Below are 24,256 nucleotides of genomic sequence, written 5' to 3' on the forward strand. Positions count from 1 at the left end.
ATGGGAACGACCAGCCGCCCAGGTTCAGGACGACAGGTAGGAAGAGCGGGTCAGACCCAGACGCAGGGCGTCAAGGAAGTAGGTGCGTTCACGCGGGGTGATCTTGGCGCTGGCAACCTTGTCCCGGTAGTGGGTCATCAGTTCTTCCGGCGACAGGTGCACGTAGCGCAGCATGTCTTCAATGGTGTCGTGGGTTTCGATGCCTGCGTGGTAAACACTGCCGTCCGGGTTCTGGTAAATATTCACCGAGTCGGTGTCACCAAACAGGTTGTGCATGTCGCCGAGAATTTCCTGATACGCGCCCACCAGGAAGATACCCAGCAGGTAGTCCTCGCCTTCGTTCAACGGGTGGACCGGCATGCTCGTCTCGATGCTCTGCTCGTCGACGTATTGCTTGATCTTGCCGTCGGAGTCGCAGGTAAGGTCCTGCAGCACGGCACGGCGCACAGGCTCTTCGCCCAGGCGATGCAGCGGCAGAATCGGCAACACCTGGCCAATGGCCCAGGTGTCCGGCAGGCTCTGGAATACCGAGAAGTTGCAGATGTACTTGTCGGCCAGCTTGTCGTTGAGTTCATCCAGCACTTGGCGATGCGAACGCTGACGTGCTTTCAACGAGTTGTGCAAGCGGCGGCAGACCGCGAAGTAGCACTGCTCGCCCAGCGCTTTCTGCGCCAGCGTGATCTTGCCGTCGGCGTACTGGGCCGCGATGTCGCTCATGTAGTGCGTCGCGCGCCAGTAGGTCTCGGTGACCATCTCGATATCGGTCGGGCCCAGCAGATCCACCAGCCATTGCACGGTTTCCGGCAGACTTTCCTTGTCGGCGATTTCTGGCACTTCATCGTTGTGTTTCTCGACGTCGGTGACCTGCACCACCAGCATGGCGTGGTGGGCGGTCAGCGAACGGCCGCTTTCCGAGAAAATGTGCGGATGCGGCAGGCCCTGCGCGTCGCAGAACTCCTTGAGCATGCCGACCACGACACCGGCGTAGTCGTCCATGTCGTAGTTGATGGAGCTGGCGTTACGCGAGTGAGTACCGTCGTAATCCACGCCCAGACCGCCGCCCACATCGATATGGTCCACCGGCAGGCCAAGGTTGCGCAGTTCGCCGTAGTAGCGGATCGCTTCCTTGAAACCGTGCTGGTAGTCGGCCAGGTTGGCGATCTGCGAGCCCATGTGGAAGTGCAGCAGGCGAATGCCCTGATCCAGACCGGCCTTGCGGAAGCGCTCGACTACCGAGAGCAATTGCGCGGCGGACAGGCCGAACTTGGATTTCTCGCCACCGGTGTCAGCCCACTTGCTCGACGCCAGAGAAGACAGGCGCACGCGCAGACCAACCTGAGGCGCAACCTTGAGCTCGGCGGCTTCTTCGATCACCAGTTCGACTTCGGATTCTTTCTCGATGACGATGAAAACGTTGTGGCCCAGCTTCTGGCCCATCAGCGCCAGACGGATGAACTCACGGTCCTTGTAACCGTTGCAGACGATGGTGCCGCCTTTCGGGGCGAGCGCCAGCACAGCCATCAGCTCAGGCTTGGAGCCCGCTTCCAGACCAATGGAAACGTTCTGAGTGGCGATAATGTTCTCGACCACGGCTTCCTGCTGGTTGACCTTGATCGGGTAGAGCGCGGTGTACTGGCTCTGATATTCCAGACGCGCGATGTTGCTGTCGAACGCGCCGGTCAACTGCCGGACGCGGTCCTGCAGGATGTCGGGGAAGCGCACCAGTAATGGCAGGGAAAGACCACTCTTGCGCAAGTCTTCGACCTGTTCGTAAAGATCGATAGGCGAACTGCCAGCCCCATTGGGACGAACTTCAACGCGACCGGCTTCATTGATCGCAAAATAACCGGCGCCCCAATGGCGAATGCCATAAACGCTGCGGCTGTCCGCCACGGTCCATTGGCTGCCATCGTCTTTGCGTGTACGTCGTACGGACATCGAAGTCCCCTATAAAGAAGTCGTAGCGCCAGCTCATAGCCGGCTGGGCGCAGTGTAAAGAGTGGAAATGACGGTATTTGTTCCGGTCTGCCGTTCGCAGGCTGACGGGTTCGGTCAACCGCCCGACTTTTTCGCCTTGAAGCCTTTCTTGGTCAATTCGGCCAGCAGCAGTTCGACGTGATCGCCCTGAATCTCGATCACTCCATCCTTGAGCGACCCCCCTGTGCCGCAACGCTGCTTCAAGGCCTTTGCCAGGTCCTTGAGCGCGTCTTCGGCCAGCGGTACGCCGGTAATGGTGGTGACCGTTTTGCCCCCGCGACCTTTGCTCTCGCGACGAACGCGGGCAATGCCGTCCCCGTCGGGAATGGCGGTCTGCTTGCAGGTGCAGTCGTCAACAGGTTGGCGACAGTCGGGGCAGTGACGCCCGGCGTCGGTTGAAAATACCAGGCCACCCAAGGCGGCGAGGGAAGCGGCTTTTTTAGCCACGGGAAATCCTCTTGTTGAGGACTGACGATGGGTCGGGCTCGCTGGAGCCATCGACCGCGAAGCCCCACTCTGGCAGGGGCAGCGCTATTGGACCGACAAGGCCGGTCCAGTTTGAAAAGGTCGCGCAGTGTAACGGCAAAACAGCCAGTTGCTAAGGGGTTGAATGCGCCAATTTACTGAACATTTGCGACCTGCTTCAGGTAGCGTTTCAAGGCGGCCAGCGAGTCGGGGCAATACGGTTTTTCCTGAGCCTGACGCAGCACCTCTGCGACAGACATGAAGCGCGCTTCCATGACTTCCTCCGGCTGCAGTTTCAAGGCGCCGTCCCAGACAGCGGAAAAGACCGCGCACCAGATCCGGTTGTCCGGCTGGTCGAAGAAAAACCGTTCGTGGGCCTGCAGCGCGACATCGTGCACACCCAGTTCTTCTTCCAGCTCACGAGCAGCGGATTCGGCGTAGCTTTCATGCGCCTGCACCATGCCACCTGCTGCCACGTCCCAGTAACCGGGATAGATAGCCTTGCTCAGCGTGCGACGGTGTACGCACAACTCGCCCGCCGAGTTGAACAGCAGAATGTACGTGCCCCGGCCGATCAGACCCTGCTCGCGCAGTTCGGCCCGCGGGCGTGCGCCCAACAGCGCGTCGTGCTCGTCGACCCAGGCAATCTGCTCGGCGTCCGAGGCGGCGCGGTGCGCGGCCTCGTTCGAAGGGATCGGCATCAACCCTGGTTCAGCAATTGACGAAGGTCAATGACCGCGGCATTGGCCCGCGAAATGTAGTTGGCCATGACCAGCGAGTGGTTGGCGAACACGCCAAACGGGCTGCCGTTCAGAATCATCGGGCTCCACAGCGGCTCCTGCGACGCTTCCAGTTCGCGAATGATCTGGCGCACGCTGACCGTGGCGTTTTTCTTGGCCAGTACGTCAGCAAAGTCCACTTCGATGGCGCGCAGCAGATGCGACAGTGCCCAGGCCTGACCGCGTGCCTCGTAGAACACGTTGTCCACTTCCAGCCACGGTGTTTCGACGATCTCTTCGTCTACCTGCGGGACTTCACCCGGTTTGACCGAAGCGATGGACTCGGTTTTCAGCGTGCTGTTGAGCTTGACCCGGCCCACACTGGCCGACAGGCGTTGCGACAGCGAGCCCAGACGGGTTCCGACATCACCCAGCCAGTTGTTCAGGTTGTCGGCACGGGCGTAGAACAATGCGCCTTTCTGATTCGGATCGGACAGACGCGCCTGATAACGGCTCAGGGCATTGATGCCATCGGTGTACTGCGACTCGCTGGACGGCAATATCCAACTGCGGTTGTTGAAGTTGAACAGCGGCTCTGCACGTGCCAGATCGCCGTCTTCAGCCGATTGCGACTGGGAGCGGGCAAAGTCTTTGCGCAGCGCACGGCTCAGATCGCGTACCTGCACCAGCACGCCATATTCCCAGCTCGGGATATTGTCCAGCCACAGGCCCGGAGGCATGCGGTCGTTGGAAAGGTAGCCGCCGCGCTTGTCCAGCAGGGTTTGAGCGACGCTTTTCAGGGTTTCGACCGTGGTGTAGCCGATGACCATCGGTTTGCCTTCGCGCTCGGCGGCAGCCTGGGCATTTTGCTGCACGGGGAACAGCGCAGGCTCTTTGCTCCAGTACCAGCCGACCGCCAGGCAGACGAGCAGATAAATCAAGACCAGGGCTCCCAGCGCACGGCTGTAGAACAGGTTGCCCATATAGCCGCGTCGTTTGACCGATGCAGTATCAGCGGTACGCTCACCCGCGCTGCCTGCGCGGTTTTTCCAATCCAGCATGGTGGGGTCCTTTCGATCTTGAGTTGAATGCTACGTGGCGTTCGACCGTAACCTTACCTCAAGGTGCAATGAACGAGCGTATTCGAGGCGGATTTTCGTGAGTGTGCCGTTAGTATTGCTCCGTAATGTCACCGCCATCGGGCTACAAAAAACGCGCTGATCCGGCTGGTTACATGTTGTCTGACAAAAAACTCTCCATGGACCGCCAAGACCGGATATCAGCCCAGGACAGACGACAAAAAACAGCGATAGCTATTAGCTATACAGGGATAGTTATACGTAATGGCATAGCGCCACTTATTTGTTGTCAAATAAGTGACTTGCGGCACTCAGGTGTCGTATCGAAGGTGCTAGCATAGCGCCATCAACCGTTTCGCTCTGCGAACCCAAAGTAGCCTTGATATGAACGAGCCCGAAGATCCCAGCCGTGATCGCTTGAAGCACCATTTTGCCCAACGGGTCATTCATCAGGCACGTCAGATCCTTGAAACCTGGCAACGGCTGCAAAAATCCGAGTGGTCGGCCGGTGACATGGCTGAGCTCAAGGATTCCACCTTGCGGCTCTTGCGCTTTGCCGAGCGTTTCGAGCAGACCGAGCATATCGCTCTGGCTCGCGATATCAATGAAGCGTTGAGTGCGGTCGAAGCCAATCGGGGCCGCTTGAACAGCAATGTCATCACCGACCTCAATCGCTTGATGCAGCGCCTGTCGCGCACGGGGCTGCGGCACGGTGATCGTCTGGAGCAGACGGCGCTGCCGCCATTGCGCAAACCGGTTTATGTGGTGCTGCAGGACCATGAGCGGGCAGAGCGGCTGGCCAAACAACTGGAGTTCTTCGGCCTGTCCGCGCTGTCGTTGCACACTGTGTCGGAGTTTCAGACCGCTATGACCCACCGCCATCCGGCTGCCATTGTCATGGATGTCGATTTCAGTGGACCTGGTCAGGGCTTGAAGCTGGCGTCTCAGGTTCAGGAAGGGCTCGAGCAAAAGCTGCCACTGCTGTTCTTCAGTCTCAATGAAACCGACACTCCGACCCGGCTCGCTGCGGTGCGTGCCGGTGGCCAGGAGTTTCTGACCGGCGCGCTGGAGGCTTCGAGCCTGCTGGAAAAGATCGAAATCCTCACCTGTGTGGCGCAGTACGAGCCTTACAAGGTGCTGATCATCGATGATTCGCGTGCGCAGGCGACGCACACCGAGCGGGTGCTCAACGCGGCGGGCATCGTCACGCGCACCTTGCTGGACCCCATTCAGGCGATGGCTGAACTGGCCGACTTCCAGCCCGACCTGATCATCCTCGACATGTACATGCCCGGCTGCACAGGCACGGAACTGGCCAAGGTCATCCGCCACAATGACCGTTATGTCAGCGTGCCGATCATTTATCTGTCCGCCGAAGATGACCAGGACAAGCAACTGGATGCGATGAGTGAAGGCGGTGACGATTTCCTGACCAAGCCGATCAGGCCGCGTCACCTGATCACCACCGTGCGCAACCGCGCCGCTCGGGCCCGCAACCTGAAAGCGCGTATGGTGCGCGACAGCCTGACCGGGCTTTACAACCACACGCATATCCTGCAATTGCTGGAAGACTGCAGTTTTCGTTCGCGTCGCGAAGGCAAGCCGCTGTGCTTCGCGATGCTCGATATCGATCACTTCAAGAAGGTCAACGACAGCCACGGACATCCCATGGGTGACAGGGTGATCAAGAGCCTGGCGCTGTTTCTCAAGCAACGCCTGCGCAAGACCGATTTCATCGGGCGGTACGGGGGTGAGGAGTTTGCCATCGTCATGCCGGATACGGATATCCAGAGCGCTCACCAGGTGTTGGAGGAAATCCGTCACCGCTTCGCGGAAATCCACTATCCGGCGCAGCCTGCGGACCTGTTCTGCACGTTCAGCGCGGGTGTGGTTTCACTTGGTGTGCATGATGACAGCCTCAGTCTGGCGGCCCAGGCCGACAGCGCGCTCTATCGCGCCAAGCATGCCGGCCGCAATCAGGTGCATTCGGCGCTGGTGGACGTGCCGTACCACGTCATGCTTCCTGAAATCGAAACCTGATTTCATCCGGCCGTCAGGTCACGCTGGCGCGCTGCTGTGCGCGCGTATTACCGGGTGAAAGGGCCAGCGCCAGTTGCGTACGGTTGTGCATGCGGGTCAGGCGCAGGACCTGCGAGACGTAGAGTTTCACAGTGTTTTCAGTGATGCCCAGTTCGCAGGCAATCTGGTAGTTGGTCTGGCCCGTACCGACCAGCCTGGCGACATCACGCTGGCGGGGCGACAGCCCGGCAACTATATCCGGGGTCGGCGGCTCTTGGTCGACGACAGTTTCAGCCTTTCTCTCTCCTTCAATCGATGAGCCGGCCCGGGTCTGATCGAGATTCTGGTAAAGGTCGTCAATGGAGGCTGCCAGATACTGGAGCTTTTCGTTGAGCAGCCCCAGTTGATGAAGGTTTCGCTGGCGCTCGCCCAATGCCTCGACCTGAAGCTTCACGCCTTCGAGTACCTCTTCCAGGTTGACGGGTTTTTGATAGTAATCCGCGATCCCTGCACGCAACGCCTTGATGACGTCCTTCTTCTCGGCCTTGCCAGTGAGCATGATGGCCTCGAACAAGTGTTTCCTGCCGCCTGCACGCTTCATTGCTTCGACCATTTCGATGCCGGTCATGCCTGGCATGTCCAGATCGCACAGCACGATCCCGATATTGTCGTCCCGGTTGAACTGCTCCATGGCCTGCGCACTGGAAAGGCAGGGCACGCAGTGATAACCGCTGTTCTCGAGATACTCACACAGCTCTTCGACAACAAGAGGTTGATCATCCACCACTAATATCTTCAACGACGAGTCTGTGTTCACGTGCAACTCCATGCTGGTCGGCAACAGTGGGAAACTGAAGCCTGAATCCTTTCAGCGGAATTAAATGCGGCGCAGGCTGCTATGTTTCGGTCTTCATGGGCGCCTGTAAATAACCCTAGTCGTACTTTGTGATTATGTACATGGCCCTAGTGCATTCTTTGATAGACGAATAATTAATACCGTTAACAGAAGTCCGATCAACAGAAAGGGGGAGAAGGGATATTTATTTGTCGTTTGTGGGGCCAGATGCAAATAACGGCGCGTAAACTGCTGGTTTACAAGGGGCCATAATGTAGTGACCGACACACTCCAGAGGGCGATGGCAATGCTTGCGCCAATAAAAGTGCCCAGCAGGTACAGGCTGTCCGTGGCCAGTGCAAGAGCGGTCAGAAGTTTGACATCTCCGGCTCCCAGCTTGCCCAGTGCATAGCCCGGTAAGGTCAGTGCCAGAGCGGTCAGCGCTGCCCAGCCAGCTTCGCCAGGTGCCGCGCCCAACCACGTCTGGCCGCTGTACAGGAGATACCCGGCCGCTGTTATTGCCATACCCAGTGTCAGCCAGTTGGAAATTTTCCGTTGCCGCGCATCCTGCTCGGCGCACAAGCCGAACCATACAAGCACAAAAAACAAATCCATTCGGTAAAAGGCGTCCTGTTTTCCTGAAAGAAACTATGCTGATGTGAAGTCGTAAATGTCAGGGTAGACGTTGACATGAAAACCAGCCCGCATCTTTCCTCGCCACGCAGACAACGGGGCGCCGCCGCTATCGAGTTTGCGGTGGTGTTCGTGATCTTTTTCGGCGTGTTCTACGGTGTCGTAAGTTACAGCCTGCCGCTGTTGATGATGCAGTCTTTCAATGCGGCTGCCAGTGAAGCCGTGCGTCGCAGCGTGGCGTTGAGTCCAACGGCCGTCAATTATAACCAGTTGATTGTGAGTCAGGCCGAGACGGTGGTCATGAACCATCTGTCATGGATGCCCGCATCGCTGGGTTTCAGCAATGCCAATGTGCGGGTGACCTACACCGCCGGTGTGCTGACGGCCAATATCAGTTATCCAAAATCCAGACTGGCGCAAATCCTGCCATTTCTGACCCTGCCGGGTATCGGAGAAATACCTCGCCTGCCCACTAACCTCTCTGCCCAAGCGAGCCTGCAACTTGTCCCTTGAGAAAAGTCGTCTGAGTCGTTGGCTGGGTCGTGCCGAAGCACCTTCCGCCCCGCAACCCATGCCGTTGATCAGCGAACCTGATCCCATCGGTGCTGATCTGTACCTGTTGCTGGACGACGACGGACGTGTGCAGAGCATCAGCCCGCATCTGGCTTCGCGGCTGGGTATCGCGGCACCCATGGCTGCGTCGCAACGCCTGATGAGCCTGCTGTTGCCCAACAGCGCGCTGGTCATCGAGGGTGTGCCGCAGGAATGGCTGGGGCATATGCTCGACCTGGACTTCAAGAGTACCGACGCCCACACCTTGCACGCACGCGGCTGGGTTAAGGCGCACGGCAAGGACTGGCTTCTGCAGTTGCTGGACATCAGTGACCTGATGGAAGAGGCCAGTGCTGCCCGCAGCCGCCAGCAATGCCTGCGCGTGGCCGGGCAGATCGCCGAGCGTGTGCGTGTGTGCCACGTTGACCGGCTCAAGGCCGTCGTTACCGAACAGCTCGAAGAACTGGCGCAGCTCTGGCGCATACCCTGCGTGGCGCTGGTCCTGCCGGAAGCCGGCGGCGCTGGCTGGCGGGTCTATTGCCACTACAACGCCCACACGGCGCCGGAGCTGTGGCAGGCCGGCCAGCGTCTGGGCAGTGCACTGGACGCCCTTGATGCCAACGTCACGCACCAGCTGTCGTTTGGTATGGGCTCGCCGTCCACATCGCTGCAAAGCGTGTTCGCCAACGCCGACGGTTTTCTGATGCCACACAGCCGTGAGGGCGTGGCCAGGGCCTGGCTGTTGTTCGGCTTTTACGATGCCGGACGGCAGGTGCCCGATCTGGGCGAGCGGGAGTGGCTGAACCTGTGTTCTGCCTTGGCCGGGCCGGTACTGTTCAGGCTGTCTGAGCAGCACAACCGCCATCACGTCGAGCGTCTGGCCGTGCTTCAGGACCTGCTGGGTACCGGCTGGTGGGAATTGCTGCCCGGCACGGACGAGATCCTGCTGGCACCACAGCTTGCGCGCAGCCTGCGCCTGGGTGACCGGGTCGAAAGCCTGTCGCGCCAGGACTGGCTGGCACTGATTCATCCGGCGGACCGTCAGGAGCTGACCAGTCGCCTGAGCCAGTTGCGTGACAAAGGCACGCCGATGCTGCTGTGCGTGCGCCTGGCTCAGGCCGATCCCGCCCAGGAGACCCTGTGGTTCCGGATCCAGGGTCAGGCCTTGATCAGTGGGCAGGTGCAGCGTGTGCTGGGTTTCATGCTCGATGTCAGCGATATCAAGAATCAGGAAACCGATGCCGCTGCCGCGCACAAGCGACTGGATAATCTGATCGCCAGTTCACCCGCCGTGATCTACGTGCAGCGCTATGACCATGGCAACCTTGAACCGAGCTTTTTCAGTGACAGCCTGACGCCGTTGCTGGGCTGGACTCTGGCCGAGTGTGTCGAGGGGCAGCTCGCCGAATACATTCACCCTGAAGACCGCGATACCTGGTTCGAGCGTAGCCGTCAGTTGTTGCGTGAGGGGTTCGTCAGCCGTCGCTATCGATTGCGCGACAAGGGCGGCAGCTACCATTGGCTGCTGGACGAAGCCCGCCTGCTGCGTGACGACCTCGGCATGCCGGTCGAGGCGGTCGGGCTGTGGCTGGACGTGACCGAGGCCACGCTGGCCGCCGAACAGGTGCGCAAAAGCGAGGAGCGTTACCGGATTCTGGTCGAGGACTCGCCCGCGATGATCTGCCGCTACACGCCGGATCTGGTGCTCAGCTTTGGTAACAAACCGTTGGCCAGCTACATGGAATGTACGCCCGAGCAACTGACCGGCATCAATCTGGGCGACTGGATGTCCGACGAGCAGCGTGAGGCGTTCATCCGCCGTATCGGCCAGCTCACGCCTGAAGAGCCGATGAGCACGGAGGAAATCTGCATTGAATTGCCCGGCCGTGAATACGCCTGGTGGATCTGGGCGGATCGTGGGGTTTTCGATGAGCAGGGCAGGCTGATCGAGATTCAGGCCGTGGGTCGCGATAACACGGACGTGCGCCGTTCTCGCATGCAACTGAATCAGAGCGCCAAGATGGCCACGCTGGGCGAGATGTCGACCGGGCTGGCCCACGAGATCAATCAGCCGCTCAATGTCATGCGCATGGCGGTGATCAACGTGTTGAAGCGGCTGGGCAGAGGTGATGTGGATATCGAGTACCTCACCGAAAAGCTCAACCGCATCGACACACAGGTGCAGCGCGCCGCTCGGGTGGTCGATCACATGCGCGTATTCGGGCGGCGCTCGGAAATCGAGGAGCAACTGTTCGATCCGGCCCATGCGGTGGAAGGCACGGTCTCGATGCTGGCAGAAGGGATGAAAGGCAAGGGCGTGCAACTGCGCATCGGTGAGATGAGCGCGCCGGTGCAGGTGCGCGGGCATGTCGATCAGTTGGAGCAGGTGCTGATCAACCTGATGGTCAATGCTCGGGACGCCCTGCTTTCGCGTCGCGAAAAGGACCGCGATTTCGAGCCCTGGATCAGTGTCGAGGTCGAGCGGGACGAAAACATCATCCGGCTCGTCGTACAGGACAATGGCGGCGGTATCGACCCGCGCTTGCTGGAGCGGATTTTCGAGCCGTTCTTCACCACCAAGCCCGTCGGTGTCGGCACCGGGCTGGGGTTGTCGGTCAGCTATGGCATCGTCGATCAGATGGGAGGCCAGTTGAGCGTCAGCAACGTTGGCGAAGGCGCGCGGTTTCGTGTCGAGCTGCCAATCTTCAATGCCGGTTAGATCACCAGATAGGCCTGGCCGAAATTGCAGCTCAGATTGGCACCCACATCGGCGGGTGCCAGTGTCACGCCAAGGGATGCCAACAGCGGGTCAACGACTGAGGTCAACAAAGGCTTGAGGGTATTCTCGACGATGACATCCAGCGCGCTGGTCAGGCTGCTCAGGAGGGTAGCCGCGCCGGTGATCAGATTGCCCAGCGTGGTGCTCGTCGCGGGCTTGTAGACATCGACCTTGACGCCCGAGACGACACCATCGAGAACGGTGCTGGGTTTGACCGAAGTCGTGTTGGTCAGAAAGTAGGGCGGGCTGCTGATCTCCGGCAGGTTGGGCGAGCTGAATGTCGTGGTGGTCACGGCAGACGTTCCCAGTGGAGACTGGCTGACCGTATCGAAGCTGAGGCCGATGCCACCGCCGCCGAAAGGCGTGCGGGTGGTGCAGTTGCCCAGAAGGCCCAATACCTTTTGACAGGTCATGGTGCCGATATCGACCACAGGCAGCGGTATCGCCGTGACGGCTGATGGATCGGTGCTGGCCGGGAAGGCAGAAGAAGTTGTTATCTGGCCCAGCTTGGCGGTGACCAGTGCGGCATCGGTGTGGACGGTCAAGGTCTTGATGGTATTGCTGGTGCAGGAATAGCCGGTGATGTAGCTGTCGGCGCTGGCCAGCGAAAGACTCAGGTCTATTTTGGGGCCGGTCGCTGGCGTGCCGCTGTCCAGAAACTTTATATCCGAGACCATACAGCTGGTCAGGCCCAGCGCGCAGGTCGCCGAGGTCACCACGCCCGCCAGATTAAGGTTCAAGGCACTGTTGAGAAGTGGTGTAAGACTGCCAACCACCGACCCTGCGGTATTGGCCAGTGACGTCATGGTGCCCAGAACCGGCAGGTTGATGGATACCAATGCACGCATCTGTGCCGTTCTCACGTAAATGCGATTGGCACCGGTCTTGGGGTTGAGCGGGTCGATCCTGCCGGGATCGCCGATGGCGGAGAGTTGCGGCGGTTCGATGACCTGAATGCGCGTCGTGACCTGAGCCAGGCCCGGTATGTTGATCTGTGTGGCGGCTGAAACGCCGTTCTTGTCATTGGCCAGTTGCGCCAGGCCCTGCACCAGATCCAGCAGCCGCAGGTTGGTATTCAGCGCTGCGATATCGGCGCTGCCTTGCACGGCCAGCAAGTCGCCCAGCAGAACGGTGGTCGCCCCGGCCGCAGCCTTGATGGCCTGCAAACCGGCGATGGCTGCGGTGGCGTTCAGCGTACCGCCGGGATCCAGCACATTAATTGCGCTCTGAACCAGTTGGCTGACGGAAACTGTGGTGTTGAGCACTTGTGTGTAACCAACCGCAGTCAGGTTCAGGTCGAGCTTGAGCCGGTTCAGGTAGTTGAGCAGGTTCAGGTCGGTGTTGACGAGGCCTTGCCAGTTGGCGACCCCCAGATTCAGTGTCCCGCCCAGCAGCCCTCCGACAATCGGGTTGAGCACCGCTGCCTTGGCGCTATCGACTGTCATGGCGGCACTGCGAATGGTCAGTGCGGCCAGCGGTGGCGCGCTGGCCGCGACAGCGGTGGCGCTGAGCTGAATGTCGGGTGACTCCGGTGAACGGTCAAGCAGTGCAGCAATGCCGGCGGCGATGCTGCGCGGCACAGGATGGCTGACCACGACCTGAATGGCCTGTGACTGCGTGGCGTCCGTGGTAAACACTCTGCGGCTCTGGGTATTCACCGACAACGTGCCGCACGTGGCGACGAGCGTGCGGCCATCGCTGCCCGGCGTGAAACCGTTGCGTATGGCGCTCTGAGTGGCGTAATTGGCAGCGCTCGCGCCCATCACGCAGTTGCCCTTGCGCCCGGCAGCTTCCAGCGCCGCAATGTCGGCGATCCGTTGCAGGGAGCGTTTTTCCATGTACAGCCTGCCGCTGTCGATGACCGTCAGCGTGCACAACAACGCCAGCACCAGCGTCAGCGCCGCCATCAGGCCAATTGCACCACGTTGCCGATCCTGCATCGCGGCGTAACGATTCAGGGGAGACATCAGCACTCCTTCGGCATCGCCGTCGCCCACTCACCTGTTGTCAGGGAGTGTAGTCAACGGGCTGGAGGTGTGCTGGCGTATGCGCATCAGTGCGGGATCGCTGACCGTTTTAAACGCTACGCGCCCCGGCACGAACGTTGGCACGATCGTCATGGAGCCGGCTAGCGCGGTGGATACTGCTCCAGGATTTTCGCAACGGTCGCGCGGACGGCGGTTTCACGGTCGCTCGGGTTGCCTGCGTTGTCGCCGAGGATGCGTTCAGTGCTGCCGCGCCAGACCAGCTTGCCGTCCTTGCCGTCGAACAGGTCGATCTGCAAGGTCGATACCTTGTAGTCCACGCTGCGGGTTTCGGTGTTCATCGGCGCGCCCCAGTAGCCGTAGCCGCCCCAAGGGCCAAAGCCTGCGCCGTAGTTGGTGCTGACCAGTTGCTGGCGGTTCTCGACGATCAGCCAGGCTTGAACCTTCAGGTCGGCATGCCCTCCGGCAGGCGCCATGCGCAGCCCGCGCTGGTCGAGTTGGTCGCTGATCGATTGACGTATGCGCTGTTCAGTCAGGTCGCTCTTGAGGCGCGGGTCATCCGGCTGATACTGCACACCGGGCTCTTTCCAGCCCCAACTGCGATAGCCGCCGAAGTCCCGCCGGGCGTCGAAATCACGATTGACCTGGTTGTTCTGACACGCAGTCATCAGCAGCAGGCACGACAACAACACAAGGCGGCGAAACATGGCAGTGCTCCGAAAGGGGTTACCGTGGGGGGTATTCGGTCAGCGCCTGTTGCACGGCCTGACGTAACGCTTTGCTGCGGTCTGACAGATCATTACCACTGCGCGCGTCGGCGCTGGTGCTCCAGACCGGTTGCCCAGTGCGGGCATCGAACAGATTGATTTGCACCACCATCACACGTTCCTGATAAGTGCGCACCACTGGCACGCTGGCGTAACCGCCATAGCCTGGGCCGTAGCCGCGCCGATAGCCGTCGTAACCCAGACCGCCGCCGTAATACGGATCGTAATCCTCACGGACCTGACGCAGGCGTGTCTCCTGACGGGTTGCCGCGCTGACGTACAGATCTGCAGGCGTATTGCGGGCAGGGCGCAGGCCTCGCTGGTCCAGACCGGTGCTTACCGCTTCAGCGACCTGCGCCGAATCCATCCAGGCGGTGCCGGGCGGCAACTGGCCGTTGAGCCACGCCCAGCTTTGATAGCGTCCGTAATCGCGTGGCGGAGCAGGATAGGCGCTCAGGTCCAGCGTCTGCGCCGCCTGAGGTGGGGCAGGCGGGATAGGCATCGAGTTGGCGACGTACGGATTGTTGCTCTGGCAGGCGCCGGTTGCCAGAAACAGAACGATCAAGGCGAGGCGGTGCTTCATGATGTTCTCCGCAAAAAAGGTCAGACCGGACGGCAAATCCAGTGCAGGTAGCGACCCAGACCTGCGAACGCCGGATGGCGTCGGTGCGCCAGCTCCATTTCCAAAAGACCTGTCAGCTCGGCCCTGGCCTGAAACTCGACCGGCATGTAGTCGTGGAATACACGCACACCGCTCTGGGTTTCGACTCGCCACTGTCCTTCAAGTTGCGTCGCCAGTTCCCGAGGGTCGAGTGGCTGCTGTGGCGTGAGACTCTGCTTTTCACCGGCCATGTCATTCGTGCGCATCTTGCGGAAGTGGCCCTTGAGCAGGTTGCGATAGATCAGCGCATCCCGGTTGTAAAACGCCAGGGACAGCCAGCCATCCGCTTTGGTGAGCTGATGCAGCACCGGCAGGATGGTGTGCGGCTCGGCCAGCCATTCCAGGACGGCGTGGCAGATCACCAGATCGTAAGTATCGGTCAGCAGTTCGGGTAGCGCCTGCCAGGGGGCCTGGATGAAGGTCGCCGTCTGTCCGGCGTCGGCGAAGCGCTGGCGAGCGCCTTCGAGCATCGGTTCGGCGGGTTCGGCCAATGTCACCTCATGACCGCGCTCGGCCAGCCACAATGACATGTGGCCCAGGCCTGCGCCGATGTCCAGCACGCGCAGCGGCCGTTCCGGCAACGCCTCTTCCAGATCCGCCTGCAGCACTGCCAGACGAATCGCGCCTTTGGCACCACCGTAGATCTTTTCCGCAAAACGGGTAGCCAGTTGATCGAAATGACGGTCGCTCACTTGGCGAATCTCCGCTCGCTGTCAGCCAGCTTGCTGCGCACCACTTCGTCCATATCCAGCCCCAGTTCGCTGCACAACAGCAACAGATAGAGGACGATGTCGCCCACTTCCTGCCCGGCGTGGGCCAGTTGGTCAGGCGACAGCTCGCGGGACTGGTCTTCACGCAGCCACTGGAAGATTTCTACCAGCTCCGACATTTCAACACTGGCAGCCATGGCCAGATTCTTGGGGCTGTGAAATTGTTTCCAGTCGTTCTGGTCGCGGATGCGATGCAGCCGCTGGGTCAATTCGTCGAGGTTCATCATGCTCTCCTGAAGGCGCATAGCTTCAGGCTGAACCGGCTGGCAGGCAAGCAGGCTTTTGGATTTGTTCAGCCTGGACAAGCGACAGGCTGAAGAAAACGCTGTTTGTGGGGAGTGAAGCAGCGGGAGGCTCTCATCACTCCACAGCAGGCTGCCAACTCCCGACCATGTGAACCAGATCCGGCTGACCTTCGAGGCGCAGTTGCCCATGAGAACCGGCCGCGCTGGCGAACAGCTTCACATCGCTGGGCAGGCGCACCGGCTTCTGGAACTGCACGGCGATGTCGACGTTGGAGGCAGGCAAATGATCATTCAGCGCGGCAAGCGTGCGTGCCTTGAGCCACATGCCGTGGGCGATGGCGCGGGGGAAGCCGAACAGCTTGGCGCTCGGCGCGCTCAGGTGAATCGGGTTGTAGTCGCCGGACACCCGCGCATAGTCGCGCCCGATGTGGGACGAGGCCTGCCAGGTGGTGTGCTCGATCACAGGTAGATAGCCCGGCTCGATGTGTTCGTCCATCTCGCCGTCCAGTCTGACCCCTGTGCATAGCATGGTGCTGTCTTCTTCCCAGAGCAGACCGACGCTGTCTTCGATATGCGTCACCAGCTTGAAGGTCACGCCCTTGCGATGCGGACGCAGGTCGGTGGCCTGCACGCTGACGTACAGCTGGCTGATGCCGCCAAGCGGGCGATGGATGCTGATCCGGTTGGCGATGTGGACCAGCCCCATCAGCGGGAATGGGAAGTCCTTGGAGGTCATCAACTGCATTTGCAATGGAAACGCCAGAACATGGGGATAGGTCGGTGGCAACAGACTGCTGTCCTGGAAGGCGCAGACCTTGCGATAGGCCGCCAGCTTTTCGGCATCCACCGATACCCAGCTGCGCAAGCCCAGATCGGGCAGTTGCGTGCCCGTGACCTTGCGGCGCCGCGCTGCCTGAAAGAACAGATTCGGAAGCGGTTGCAATGCATCCAGATAGAGCCAGTGGGCAGTCATCATCCTTCTCCTTGAACTCAATGCGGGGGCTTACGCCCCGATCACGCTTTGACCACAGACACGCAGTACCTGACCGCTGACCGAGCCGGTGCCTGGCTGGCTGAACCAGGCCACGGCTTCGGCGACATCCTGCGGCGAACCGCCCTGACCGAGCGAACTCATGCGCCGGCCGGCTTCACGCAGGGTGAAAGGCATTTCAGCGGTCATTTTGGTTTCGATGAAGCCCGGTGCAATCGCGTTGATGCTGATGCCACGGGATTTGAGGCCCGGCGCCATGGCGCGTGCGTAACCGATCAGACCGGCCTTGCTCGTGGTGTAGTTGGTCTGACCCCGATTACCCGCGATGCCGCTGATCGAAGCCATGAGCACCACGCGGGCGTTGTCATTCAGGACGCCGTGATCCAGCAATGCCTGCGTCAGTACTTGGGGCGCGTTTAGGTTGACGGCCAGCACCGAGTCCCAGAAATCTTCGGGCATGTTGACCAGCGTCTTGTCGCGGGTGATGCCTGCGTTGTGCACCAGAATATCGATGCCACCTTGCAGGTGCTCCAGTAACTGGCCAGCCGCATCAGGAGCACAGATGTCCAGCGCCAGGGCTTTTCCGCCAAGGCGCGAGGCCAGCGCTTCCAGATCCGAGCGAGCCTGCGGCACGTCCAGCAGGATGACCTGAGCGCCGTCACGGGTCAGGGTTTCGGCGATCGATGCGCCAATACCCCGCGCCGCGCCCGTTACCAGTGCCTTGCGTCCGGCCAGCGGACGGCTCCAGTCCTGTACCTGCGAGGCGCAATGCGTAAGATGCAGAAACTGGCCGGAGATGAACGCGCTCTTGGGCGTCAGGAAGAACCGCAGCGCGCCTTCCAGTTGATCCTCGGCGCCTTCATCCACCTGCAGCAGTTTGACGGTCGAACCGTTGCGCAGCTCTTTACCCAATGAACGGCTGAAGCCTTCTATCGCCTGCTGGGTGCTGGCAGCCAGCGGATCTTCAAGCGCTAGCGGCGACCGGGTGAGGATCACCACATGCGCGCAGGTGTCCAGACAGCGCAGCAGAGGCTGGAAGAAATCGCGCAGTTGCCTGAGCTGATCGGTTCTTAACAACGTACTGGCATCAAACACCACAGCCTTGAGCCTGGGACCCTGGTTGGCGACCCAGGCGGTTGCGCCGGGCATGTCGCTGCCGAAGCTGTACAGCGAGTCGGTCAGGCGATGGGCAAACCCTCGAACCTGATCGGCCAGCGGGCCTGCGCTGATCAGCAGCGTACCTTCGATGGGCCGCAGGCGTCCGGCCTGCCAGCGCTCCAGGCGTGTCGGAGTCGGCAGACCGACGGCTTTCACCAGGCGACGGCCTACGTCGGAATTGGCGAAATCGATATAGCGATCTGACGGCATGGAACACTCTCCTCGGGTCGGGGTTCAAAGGAATGGACCACAGCCGAACGAAGTTTGTTCTTGCTCATCTACGCTGTTCATCCATCCGTTTGAAGAAAGGAAGTTTTCCATGACGCAGACTCGCCGGGTCGCCATCGTCGGTGGCAATCGTATTCCGTTCGCCCGCTCCAATGGTCCGTACGCCACGGCCAGCAATCAGGACATGCTCACCGCAGCGCTGGAAGGCCTGATCGAACGCTTCAACCTGCACGGGCTGCGCATGGGCGAAGTGGTGGCCGGCGCGGTGCTCAAGCATTCCCGCGACTTCAACCTGACCCGCGAATGCGTTCTGGGCTCCCGGCTGTCGGCGCAAACCCCGGCCTATGATATTCAACAGGCCTGCGGTACGGGGCTTGAAGCAGCGTTGCTGGTCGCCAACAAGATCGCGCTCGGGCAGATCGAGTGCGGCATCGCCGGTGGCGTGGATACCACATCCGATGCGCCGATCGGGGTCAACGAGGACCTGCGCAGCATTCTGTTGCAGGTCAATCGCAGCAAGAGCACGGGCGACAAGCTAAAGGCGCTCATGCAGTTGCGTCCGCGCAACCTCAAACCGGAGCTGCCGCGCAATGGCGAGCCGCGTACCGGCTTGTCGATGGGCCAGCATTGCGAATTGATGGCGCAGCACTGGGGCATCGAGCGTACGCCTCAGGATCAACTGGCGCTGGAAAGCCATCAGAACATGGCTGCCGCCTATGCCGAGGGCTGGCAGGATGACCTGATGACCCCGTATCTGGGGCTCAATCGCGACAACAACTTGCGCCCCGACCTGACACTGGAAAAACTTGCGAGTCTCAAGTCAGCCTTTGAACGCAGCGCCAGAGGCACTTTGACGGCGGGCAACTCCACGCCCCTGACCGACGGCGCCTCGGTGGTGCTGTTGGCCAGCGAAGAATGGGCCAGGGAGCGCGGTCTGCCGGTGCTGGCTTACTGGCGTGATGGAGAAGCGGCAGCGGTGGATTTCGTCAGGGGTGAGGAAGGCCTGCTGATGGCCCCTGTCTACGCCGTGCCGCGTCTGCTGGCCCGTAATGGTCTGACGCTTCAGGACTTCGATTACTACGAAATCCACGAAGCCTTTGCGGCTCAGGTGTTGTGCACGCTCAAGGCCTGGGAAGACGCCGATTACTGCAAGACGCGCCTGGGGCTGGATGCGCCGCTGGGTGCCATTGACCGCAGCAGGATGAACGTCAAAGGCAGCTCGCTGGCTGCCGGTCACCCGTTCGCCGCGACCGGCGGACGGATCGTCGCCAATCTGGCCAAACTGCTGGACGCCGCAGGCAGCGGGCGCGGGCTTATTTCCATCTGCGCAGCGGGCGGGCAGGGCGTGACGGCGATTCTGGAGCGCTGACACCCGTCATCACGCCGATGGCAATAGACCGGGGTCGTCGGCATAATCGACGACTGCGGGGCTTCAAGGCCCTGTACGGTTTTGCAGCATGGACGGGTGAAGGATGGGACTCATTATTGGCGTGGCGGTACTCCTGATTCTGGTGGGTACCTTGCTTTACCTGTTCGACAAGGGTTCCAGATCCCGCTGGCTGCGTCCTTACATCGGGCTGGTGCTGATCGGTCTGTTGATCGGCGGCATGGGCCTGTTGATCGGTCTGATCTCCGAAGACGTCGAACACTATTTCATTCTGGTCGCCAAGGTCGTCATCTCGCTGACCGGTGTGGCGTTCTGCCTGCGGCTCATCATGTTGATCGCCAAGCGGTTCATTGTCAGAAATTGAACGGGAGCGCCACGGTCAGGCGAAACAGGACAACGTGGACAATCATTTCAAGTTTCTGACGTTGCCCAAACCCTCGGGCAGCGTTGCCAATATCTTCATTCATGGCTATTCGTCGGGGCACGACCTCAATGATCGACGCCTGCTGGCCAACAGCATTCCGGCGGCGCTGCGTCAGAGTGTGAACATTCTGGCGTTCTGGCCATCGAGCCATTTCACGCAAATGGACAATCGCTCCCGTGGCCTGTTGGTGGCCGCCGCCCGTATGCACCCGCTGGCCGGTGCCGCTGCGCTGGCAGGGGATCGCGCGTACCACTTTTCACGCATCCGCTCCCGCGCCGAAGCCATGGGCAAGGTGCTGCTGGCGCAACTGGACCGTTACCTGTTCGAACAGCATCCGGACGTGACGCGGGTCAACCTGATCGGCCATTCGCTGGGCGGACGGCTGCTGATCAGTGCGCTCAAGGGGCTGGACCGGCCGCCCGAGCACGGCCTGGTGATCGGCGATGTGCTGCTCATGGCCGCGGCGGTGCGTATTTCAGCGGACGACGCCAGGGTCCTCAAGCGGCGTATATCCGGACGGTTGATCAACGCCTGGTCCAGCGAAGACCATGTGCTGTTGCTCAATCTGGGCGAGAAGAGTCTGGGGCGCGGGCCGGTCGAGCACTTCGAGAACGTCTACATGCAGGGATATCGCCACCACCATTACTGGAACCGTCTGCAGGAGGTACTGATTGCTACTTGTTTCAGCGGCTGCGAAGGCATGGATCTGGACGATGTCGCGTTGCAACTGACGAATCAGGACCCGGTATTGCAGGACACCTATCTGCACAGCGTGCTGGCCCGCTCACCGGATCATCTGCTGGACGCGGCGATAAGGCACTTGCGCACCAGTCGCTGGACGCAGCTCAAGGACTCGGAAGAAGACCGCACCTACGCCTTCGTCCGCGAATTCCAGCTGGTCGCCGGTCACTGTGTGGTCAACGCGGCGCGCCGTCGCGGCATCTCGTATACCCGCGTACTCGGCATGCTGGCGCGGCAATACGATCTGGGCGATGCGTTGCATCATTGCGCCACCGTGGTCGAAGTCGAAGAGTTGTTGCTCAAAACCTTCTTTCAACATGCCTTCACCGCCGCACACCCGCTGGCGGAGATGCCGCTCGCCAGCGTCAGGGCGATGCCGTGGGATGTGTACGCCCGGCATGTCGATACCCTTGCCGAACGTCTGACGGTAGGGTCGATCTTCAAGCCCGCAGGCAGCGAGGGCCTGCCCGTTGAATCGGCGAGCCGTTCAGTCGCCACCCTTGAACCGCCCGAGCGTCGGCCCGGTTCATTGAAGGGTCTGCTGGCGGCGATTCGTCAGGCTCCTGTTCAGCGCGTGTTGACGCGCTTCAGTACGGCGCTCAAACCCGGTTATTCCGCGCTGATCCCGACCGTAGCGATCGTGTTTTACGCGCGCGTGACCCTCGACGACGACGCGCTGATGTAGCGCGTCCTCATGCGGCCCGCGCTTCCTCCAGCGCCGCTTCCGACAATTGCTGGCGATGACGGTTGGCGTAATTTTCGGCGATGACCGAACACACGATCAGTTGCATCGGGTGGTAGATCATGATCGGCAGCAGAATCAGGCCCAGCCCGGGATTGCTGCCGAAAATCAACGCAGCCATCGGCGCACCGGCGGCCAGTGACTTTTTGGTCGCGCAGAACACCGCAGCGACCTTGTCCGCGTGATCGAATTTCAACAGGCGTGCAGTGCGGGTGGTCATCAGCAAGATAACCGCGAGCAGCACGGCGGTGCCGATGAAGGCAGTCAGAATCACGCTATTGCCCTGGCTCTGCCACATTCCGGAAATCATCGAATTGCAGAAGGCTGCGTAAACCAGAAGCAGTATCACCAGCTTGTCGATGATGTTGGTGTATTTCTTGTGACGGGCGAAGAACGTGCCCAGCAATGGCCGCAGCAACTGGCCCAGCACCAGTGGCAGCAACAGCAGGGCGCTGAGGTTCAACAGCGTGTCACCCAGATCGATCCCGCCCGCGCCACTGCCGACCGCCAGGCTGACCAGCCAGGGTGTGATGAAAATCCCCAGCACGCTGGACATGCTGGCGTTGAGAATCGCCGCCGGGACGTTGCCGCCCGCGCTGCCGGTCAGGGCGACGGACGAGGAAATGGTTGAGGGCAGGGCGCACAGGTAGAAGAAACCCAGCATCAGCAGCGCCGGAACATGCGAGCCAAGCAGTTGGTCGCAGGCCAGCCAGATGACCGGGAACACCACGAAGGTGAACGCCTGAATCATCACATGCAGTCGCCAGTTGCTCAGGCCCTTTTTGATCTGCTCGCTGGACAGATTGACCCCGTGCAGAAAGAACACCACGAATACACCGATGTTGATGACGTATTCGGCATGCATGCTGCCGCCGGTCGCGCCGAACCTTGGGAAGAAGTACGCCAGCACTGTGGCCAGCACCATGCCCCACAGGAACCAGTCGGTGGCGACGCGCTTGAAATGTTTGAGTGATTGCATCGAACGCTCGGGTCACTTTTGTAAACAGAGATGTGCGCAGGCTACTCTGTCGATCAACAGCCGTCTTGCGACATAAGGTCATAACATGCCTTCCAACGGACAGATTGACCGCCGCTCGCTTGAGGGGCAGCGCCAGATACCGGCGCTTGCGGATCTGCCGCGCCCGGTATACGCGCGTGCCGAAAGCCTGGGTGCGGGTTCCTGGACACCGTTGCACCGTCATGAGTGGGTGCAGTTTTCCTACGCTATCAGTGGGGTTCTGGGTGTGCATACGGCCGAGGGCAGCTTCTTCGCGCCCCCGCAATGGGGCGTGTGGATACCGGCGGGTCTGGAGCATGAGGTGGTGACGTCCATGCGTGCCGAAATGCGCAGCCTCTACATCCGCCGTGAAGACTCCCGCTGGGCACCCGAGCGGTGCCGCGTTTTGGAGGTCACGCCGCTGGCGCGTGAGTTGATCAAGCATTTCTGCCTGCTGCCCGCGAGCTATCCCGAGCACGACAGCTCTGAATCGCGTCTGGTGCAGGTGTTGCTGGATCAGTTGGCGCATCTGCCGGAGGTCGGCTTTTCGTTGCCACTGCCTCGCCACACTCGTCTGCTGGGGTTGTGCAATGAGTTGATCGAGGCGCCTGATCAGTTGATCTCGTTGCACGATTGGGCCGGACGTCTGGGCACCTCGGAGAAAACCCTGATGCGCCTGTTTCAGCGTGAAACGGGACTGAGCTTTCGTGGCTGGCGTCAGCGAGCGCGGCTGTTGTCATCCTTGAATGCTCTGGAAGGGGGTAGCAGCGTGACCAGCGCGGCGCTCGCATGTGGCTACGATTCGACCTCCGCTTTCATTGCCGCTTTCAAAGGGCTGTTCGGTCATACGCCTGGCGAGCTCTTCAAATAGTGCAGCCCTTTTCAAGCGATACACGTTTTGCTGCGCATTATCTTTGCCGCGCCACGCGGCACGAAAGGTGCTTGAAACCGGGGCGTTGCGTGGATTTACGGCAGTAATCCGCGCAATTCAAAAGACTTTCCCTCTACTCGCTGGCGGAGGATTGCCGTATAACGGCAACAATCGCGTATCTGGCCACAAAGGACCCACAATAAAAGCTGATGAAAACTCCTAAACGCATTGAACCCCTGATCGAAGACGGTCTGGTCGACGAGGTGCTGCGCCCACTCATGAGTGGTAAAGAGGCAGCTGTTTATGTGGTGCGCTGCGGCAAAGAGCTGCGGTGTGCCAAGGTTTACAAGGAGGCGAACAAACGCAGTTTCCGTCAGGCGGCCGAGTATCAGGAAGGCCGCAAGGTACGCAACAGCCGACAGGCCCGGGCGATGGCCAAGGGTTCGAAGTTCGGCCGTAAAGAAACCGAGGATGCGTGGCAGAACGCCGAAGTGGCAGCGCTGTTCCGTCTGGCCAGTGCGGGCGTGCGAGTGCCCAAGCCGTATGACTTTCTCGAAGGCGTGCTGCTCATGGAACTGGTGGCCGACGAGTATGGCGATGCCGCGCCGCGTCTGAACGACGTGGTGCTGGAACCGGATCAGGCGCGCGAGTACCACGCGTTCCTTATCGAACAGATCGTGCTGATGCTGTGTGCCGGTCTGGTGCACGGTGACCTTTCCGAGTTCAACGTGCTGCTGGCGCCAAGCGGTCCGGTCATCATCGATCTGCCGCAGGCGGTGGATGCGGCGGGCAACAACCATGCGTTCAGCATGCTTGAACGCGATGTCGGCAACATGGCCTTGTATTTCGGCCGTTTTGCGCCGGAACTCAGAAAGACCAAGTACGCCAAGGAAATGTGGTCGTATTACGAGGCCGGTACGTTATCGCCTGCGACCGTGTTGACCGGTGAATTCGACGAGCCGGAGGACGAAGCCGATGTAGGCGGCGTGCTGCGCGAAATCGAAGCTGCCCGTCTGGACGAAGCCCGTCGCCAGGCCGCTCGCGCTGCCGATGATGCCCCGCCGAGCAAATCCACCGAAGAACCGCCGCCGCCCTGGTTGCAGTGACAGACAACTCCGCGTCAGCCTGAAAGCGAACGCGGAGCATTCTGGGCGGCGCTACCACCCGAGAGCGTGTGAACGCTCTCATAGACCTCAAGCACGTCGATCCTGCCCATGCTCAGCGTGGGCAT

General features: G+C 60.7%; 22 protein-coding genes. 8 read left to right on the forward strand and 14 right to left on the reverse strand.

Annotated elements, in window-relative coordinates:
* Positions 1–24: 24 nt before the first annotated feature.
* From speA to KDX39_RS23415, 4 genes are all read right to left on the reverse strand, one after another.
* On the reverse strand, positions 25–1,938 hold the full coding sequence (gene speA, locus KDX39_RS23400) for an arginine decarboxylase (RefSeq protein WP_231661950.1): 1,914 nt from the start codon (positions 1,936–1,938) through the stop codon (positions 25–27).
* Between the two features lie 114 nt (positions 1,939–2,052).
* The gene (locus KDX39_RS23405; RefSeq protein ID WP_099227055.1) at positions 2,053–2,424 is read right to left on the reverse strand and encodes a translation initiation factor Sui1; all 372 of its coding nucleotides are present in this window, start codon (positions 2,422–2,424) and stop codon (positions 2,053–2,055) included.
* A gap of 173 nt (positions 2,425–2,597) precedes the next feature.
* A complete protein-coding gene (locus tag KDX39_RS23410) occupies positions 2,598–3,143 on the reverse strand; it encodes an NUDIX hydrolase (protein ID WP_231661951.1) in 546 nt (181 codons plus the stop codon).
* Positions 3,143–4,222 (reverse strand): DUF2333 family protein, encoded by a 1,080-nt coding sequence (locus KDX39_RS23415; RefSeq protein WP_099227053.1) that lies wholly within the window; start codon positions 4,220–4,222, stop codon positions 3,143–3,145. The genes KDX39_RS23410 and KDX39_RS23415 overlap by 1 nt, the downstream gene beginning before the upstream one ends.
* 402 nt (positions 4,223–4,624) lie before the next feature.
* On the opposite strand from KDX39_RS23415, the gene KDX39_RS23420 reads away from it, so the two are divergent.
* On the forward strand, positions 4,625–6,280 hold the full coding sequence (locus tag KDX39_RS23420; protein ID WP_231661952.1) for a response regulator: 1,656 nt from the start codon (positions 4,625–4,627) through the stop codon (positions 6,278–6,280).
* A 13-nt stretch (positions 6,281–6,293) separates the two neighbouring features.
* Here the strand turns inward: KDX39_RS23420 and KDX39_RS23425 are convergent, their stop codons facing one another.
* A complete protein-coding gene (locus tag KDX39_RS23425; RefSeq protein ID WP_231661953.1) occupies positions 6,294–7,088 on the reverse strand; it encodes a response regulator transcription factor in 795 nt (264 codons plus the stop codon).
* Between the two features lie 120 nt (positions 7,089–7,208).
* A complete protein-coding gene (locus tag KDX39_RS23430; RefSeq protein WP_231661954.1) occupies positions 7,209–7,709 on the reverse strand; it encodes a prepilin peptidase in 501 nt (166 codons plus the stop codon).
* Positions 7,710–7,784: 75 nt separating this feature from the next.
* Here KDX39_RS23430 and KDX39_RS23435 point away from each other — a divergent pair, with 75 nt between their 5' ends.
* Positions 7,785–8,240 (forward strand): TadE/TadG family type IV pilus assembly protein, encoded by a 456-nt coding sequence (locus KDX39_RS23435; protein WP_231661955.1) that lies wholly within the window; start codon positions 7,785–7,787, stop codon positions 8,238–8,240.
* Entirely contained in the window at positions 8,230–10,998 is a 2,769-nt protein-coding gene (locus tag KDX39_RS23440) for a PAS domain-containing sensor histidine kinase (RefSeq protein WP_231661956.1), read from the forward strand. Before KDX39_RS23435 ends, KDX39_RS23440 begins: the two co-directional genes overlap by 11 nt.
* Here KDX39_RS23440 and KDX39_RS23445 read toward each other — a convergent pair.
* From KDX39_RS23445 to KDX39_RS23475, 7 genes are all read right to left on the reverse strand, one after another.
* On the reverse strand, positions 10,995–13,025 hold the full coding sequence (locus KDX39_RS23445) for a pilus assembly protein TadG-related protein (RefSeq protein WP_231661957.1): 2,031 nt from the start codon (positions 13,023–13,025) through the stop codon (positions 10,995–10,997). The two genes, KDX39_RS23440 and KDX39_RS23445, sit on opposite strands and share 4 nt — an antisense overlap.
* Before the next feature lie 161 nt (positions 13,026–13,186).
* The gene (locus KDX39_RS23450; protein WP_210076605.1) at positions 13,187–13,750 is read right to left on the reverse strand and encodes a DUF4136 domain-containing protein; all 564 of its coding nucleotides are present in this window, start codon (positions 13,748–13,750) and stop codon (positions 13,187–13,189) included.
* Positions 13,751–13,769: 19 nt separating this feature from the next.
* Positions 13,770–14,393, reverse strand: a complete 624-nt coding sequence (locus tag KDX39_RS23455; protein WP_099227167.1) for a DUF4136 domain-containing protein — start codon at positions 14,391–14,393, stop codon at positions 13,770–13,772.
* Between the two features lie 20 nt (positions 14,394–14,413).
* Complete coding sequence (locus KDX39_RS23460; RefSeq protein ID WP_231661958.1) at positions 14,414–15,163, reverse strand: methyltransferase domain-containing protein; 750 nt, start codon at positions 15,161–15,163, stop codon at positions 14,414–14,416.
* Positions 15,160–15,465 carry a MazG-like family protein gene (locus KDX39_RS23465; RefSeq protein ID WP_099227046.1) on the reverse strand — a complete coding sequence of 102 codons (306 nt, stop codon included), beginning with the start codon at positions 15,463–15,465 and terminating at the stop codon, positions 15,160–15,162. The genes KDX39_RS23460 and KDX39_RS23465 overlap by 4 nt, the downstream gene beginning before the upstream one ends.
* A gap of 136 nt (positions 15,466–15,601) precedes the next feature.
* Complete coding sequence (locus KDX39_RS23470) at positions 15,602–16,459, reverse strand: MaoC family dehydratase (protein WP_231661959.1); 858 nt, start codon at positions 16,457–16,459, stop codon at positions 15,602–15,604.
* 30 nt (positions 16,460–16,489) lie between these two features.
* On the reverse strand, positions 16,490–17,845 hold the full coding sequence (locus KDX39_RS23475; protein ID WP_231661960.1) for a 3-oxoacyl-ACP reductase: 1,356 nt from the start codon (positions 17,843–17,845) through the stop codon (positions 16,490–16,492).
* Between the two features lie 109 nt (positions 17,846–17,954).
* Between KDX39_RS23475 and KDX39_RS23480 the strand changes: the two genes are divergently transcribed.
* The 3 genes from KDX39_RS23480 (at position 17,955) to KDX39_RS23490 (ending at position 21,100) form a co-directional block, all read left to right on the forward strand.
* Entirely contained in the window at positions 17,955–19,232 is a 1,278-nt protein-coding gene (locus tag KDX39_RS23480; RefSeq protein ID WP_231661961.1) for an acetyl-CoA C-acetyltransferase, read from the forward strand.
* 103 nt (positions 19,233–19,335) lie between these two features.
* On the forward strand, positions 19,336–19,614 hold the full coding sequence (locus KDX39_RS23485) for a hypothetical protein (RefSeq protein ID WP_184323487.1): 279 nt from the start codon (positions 19,336–19,338) through the stop codon (positions 19,612–19,614).
* A 34-nt stretch (positions 19,615–19,648) separates the two neighbouring features.
* Positions 19,649–21,100 carry a DUF726 domain-containing protein gene (locus KDX39_RS23490; RefSeq protein ID WP_231661991.1) on the forward strand — a complete coding sequence of 484 codons (1,452 nt, stop codon included), beginning with the start codon at positions 19,649–19,651 and terminating at the stop codon, positions 21,098–21,100.
* A gap of 7 nt (positions 21,101–21,107) precedes the next feature.
* On the opposite strand, the gene KDX39_RS23495 is transcribed toward KDX39_RS23490, so the two are convergent.
* Entirely contained in the window at positions 21,108–22,136 is a 1,029-nt protein-coding gene (locus tag KDX39_RS23495; RefSeq protein WP_210076611.1) for a bile acid:sodium symporter family protein, read from the reverse strand.
* 85 nt (positions 22,137–22,221) lie between these two features.
* Here KDX39_RS23495 and KDX39_RS23500 point away from each other — a divergent pair, with 85 nt between their 5' ends.
* Together KDX39_RS23500 and KDX39_RS23505 are read left to right on the forward strand one after the other, a co-directional pair.
* Complete coding sequence (locus KDX39_RS23500; RefSeq protein WP_231661962.1) at positions 22,222–23,025, forward strand: AraC family transcriptional regulator; 804 nt, start codon at positions 22,222–22,224, stop codon at positions 23,023–23,025.
* A 209-nt stretch (positions 23,026–23,234) separates the two neighbouring features.
* Positions 23,235–24,131, forward strand: coding sequence for a PA4780 family RIO1-like protein kinase (locus KDX39_RS23505; RefSeq protein WP_231661963.1), 897 nt, complete (start codon positions 23,235–23,237; stop codon positions 24,129–24,131).
* The last annotated feature ends 125 nt before the right edge of the window (positions 24,132–24,256 follow it).

The sequence above is a fragment of the Pseudomonas sp. CDFA 610 genome (genome assembly GCF_021147865.1).
Lineage (GTDB): Bacteria > Pseudomonadota > Gammaproteobacteria > Pseudomonadales > Pseudomonadaceae > Aquipseudomonas > Aquipseudomonas alliivorans.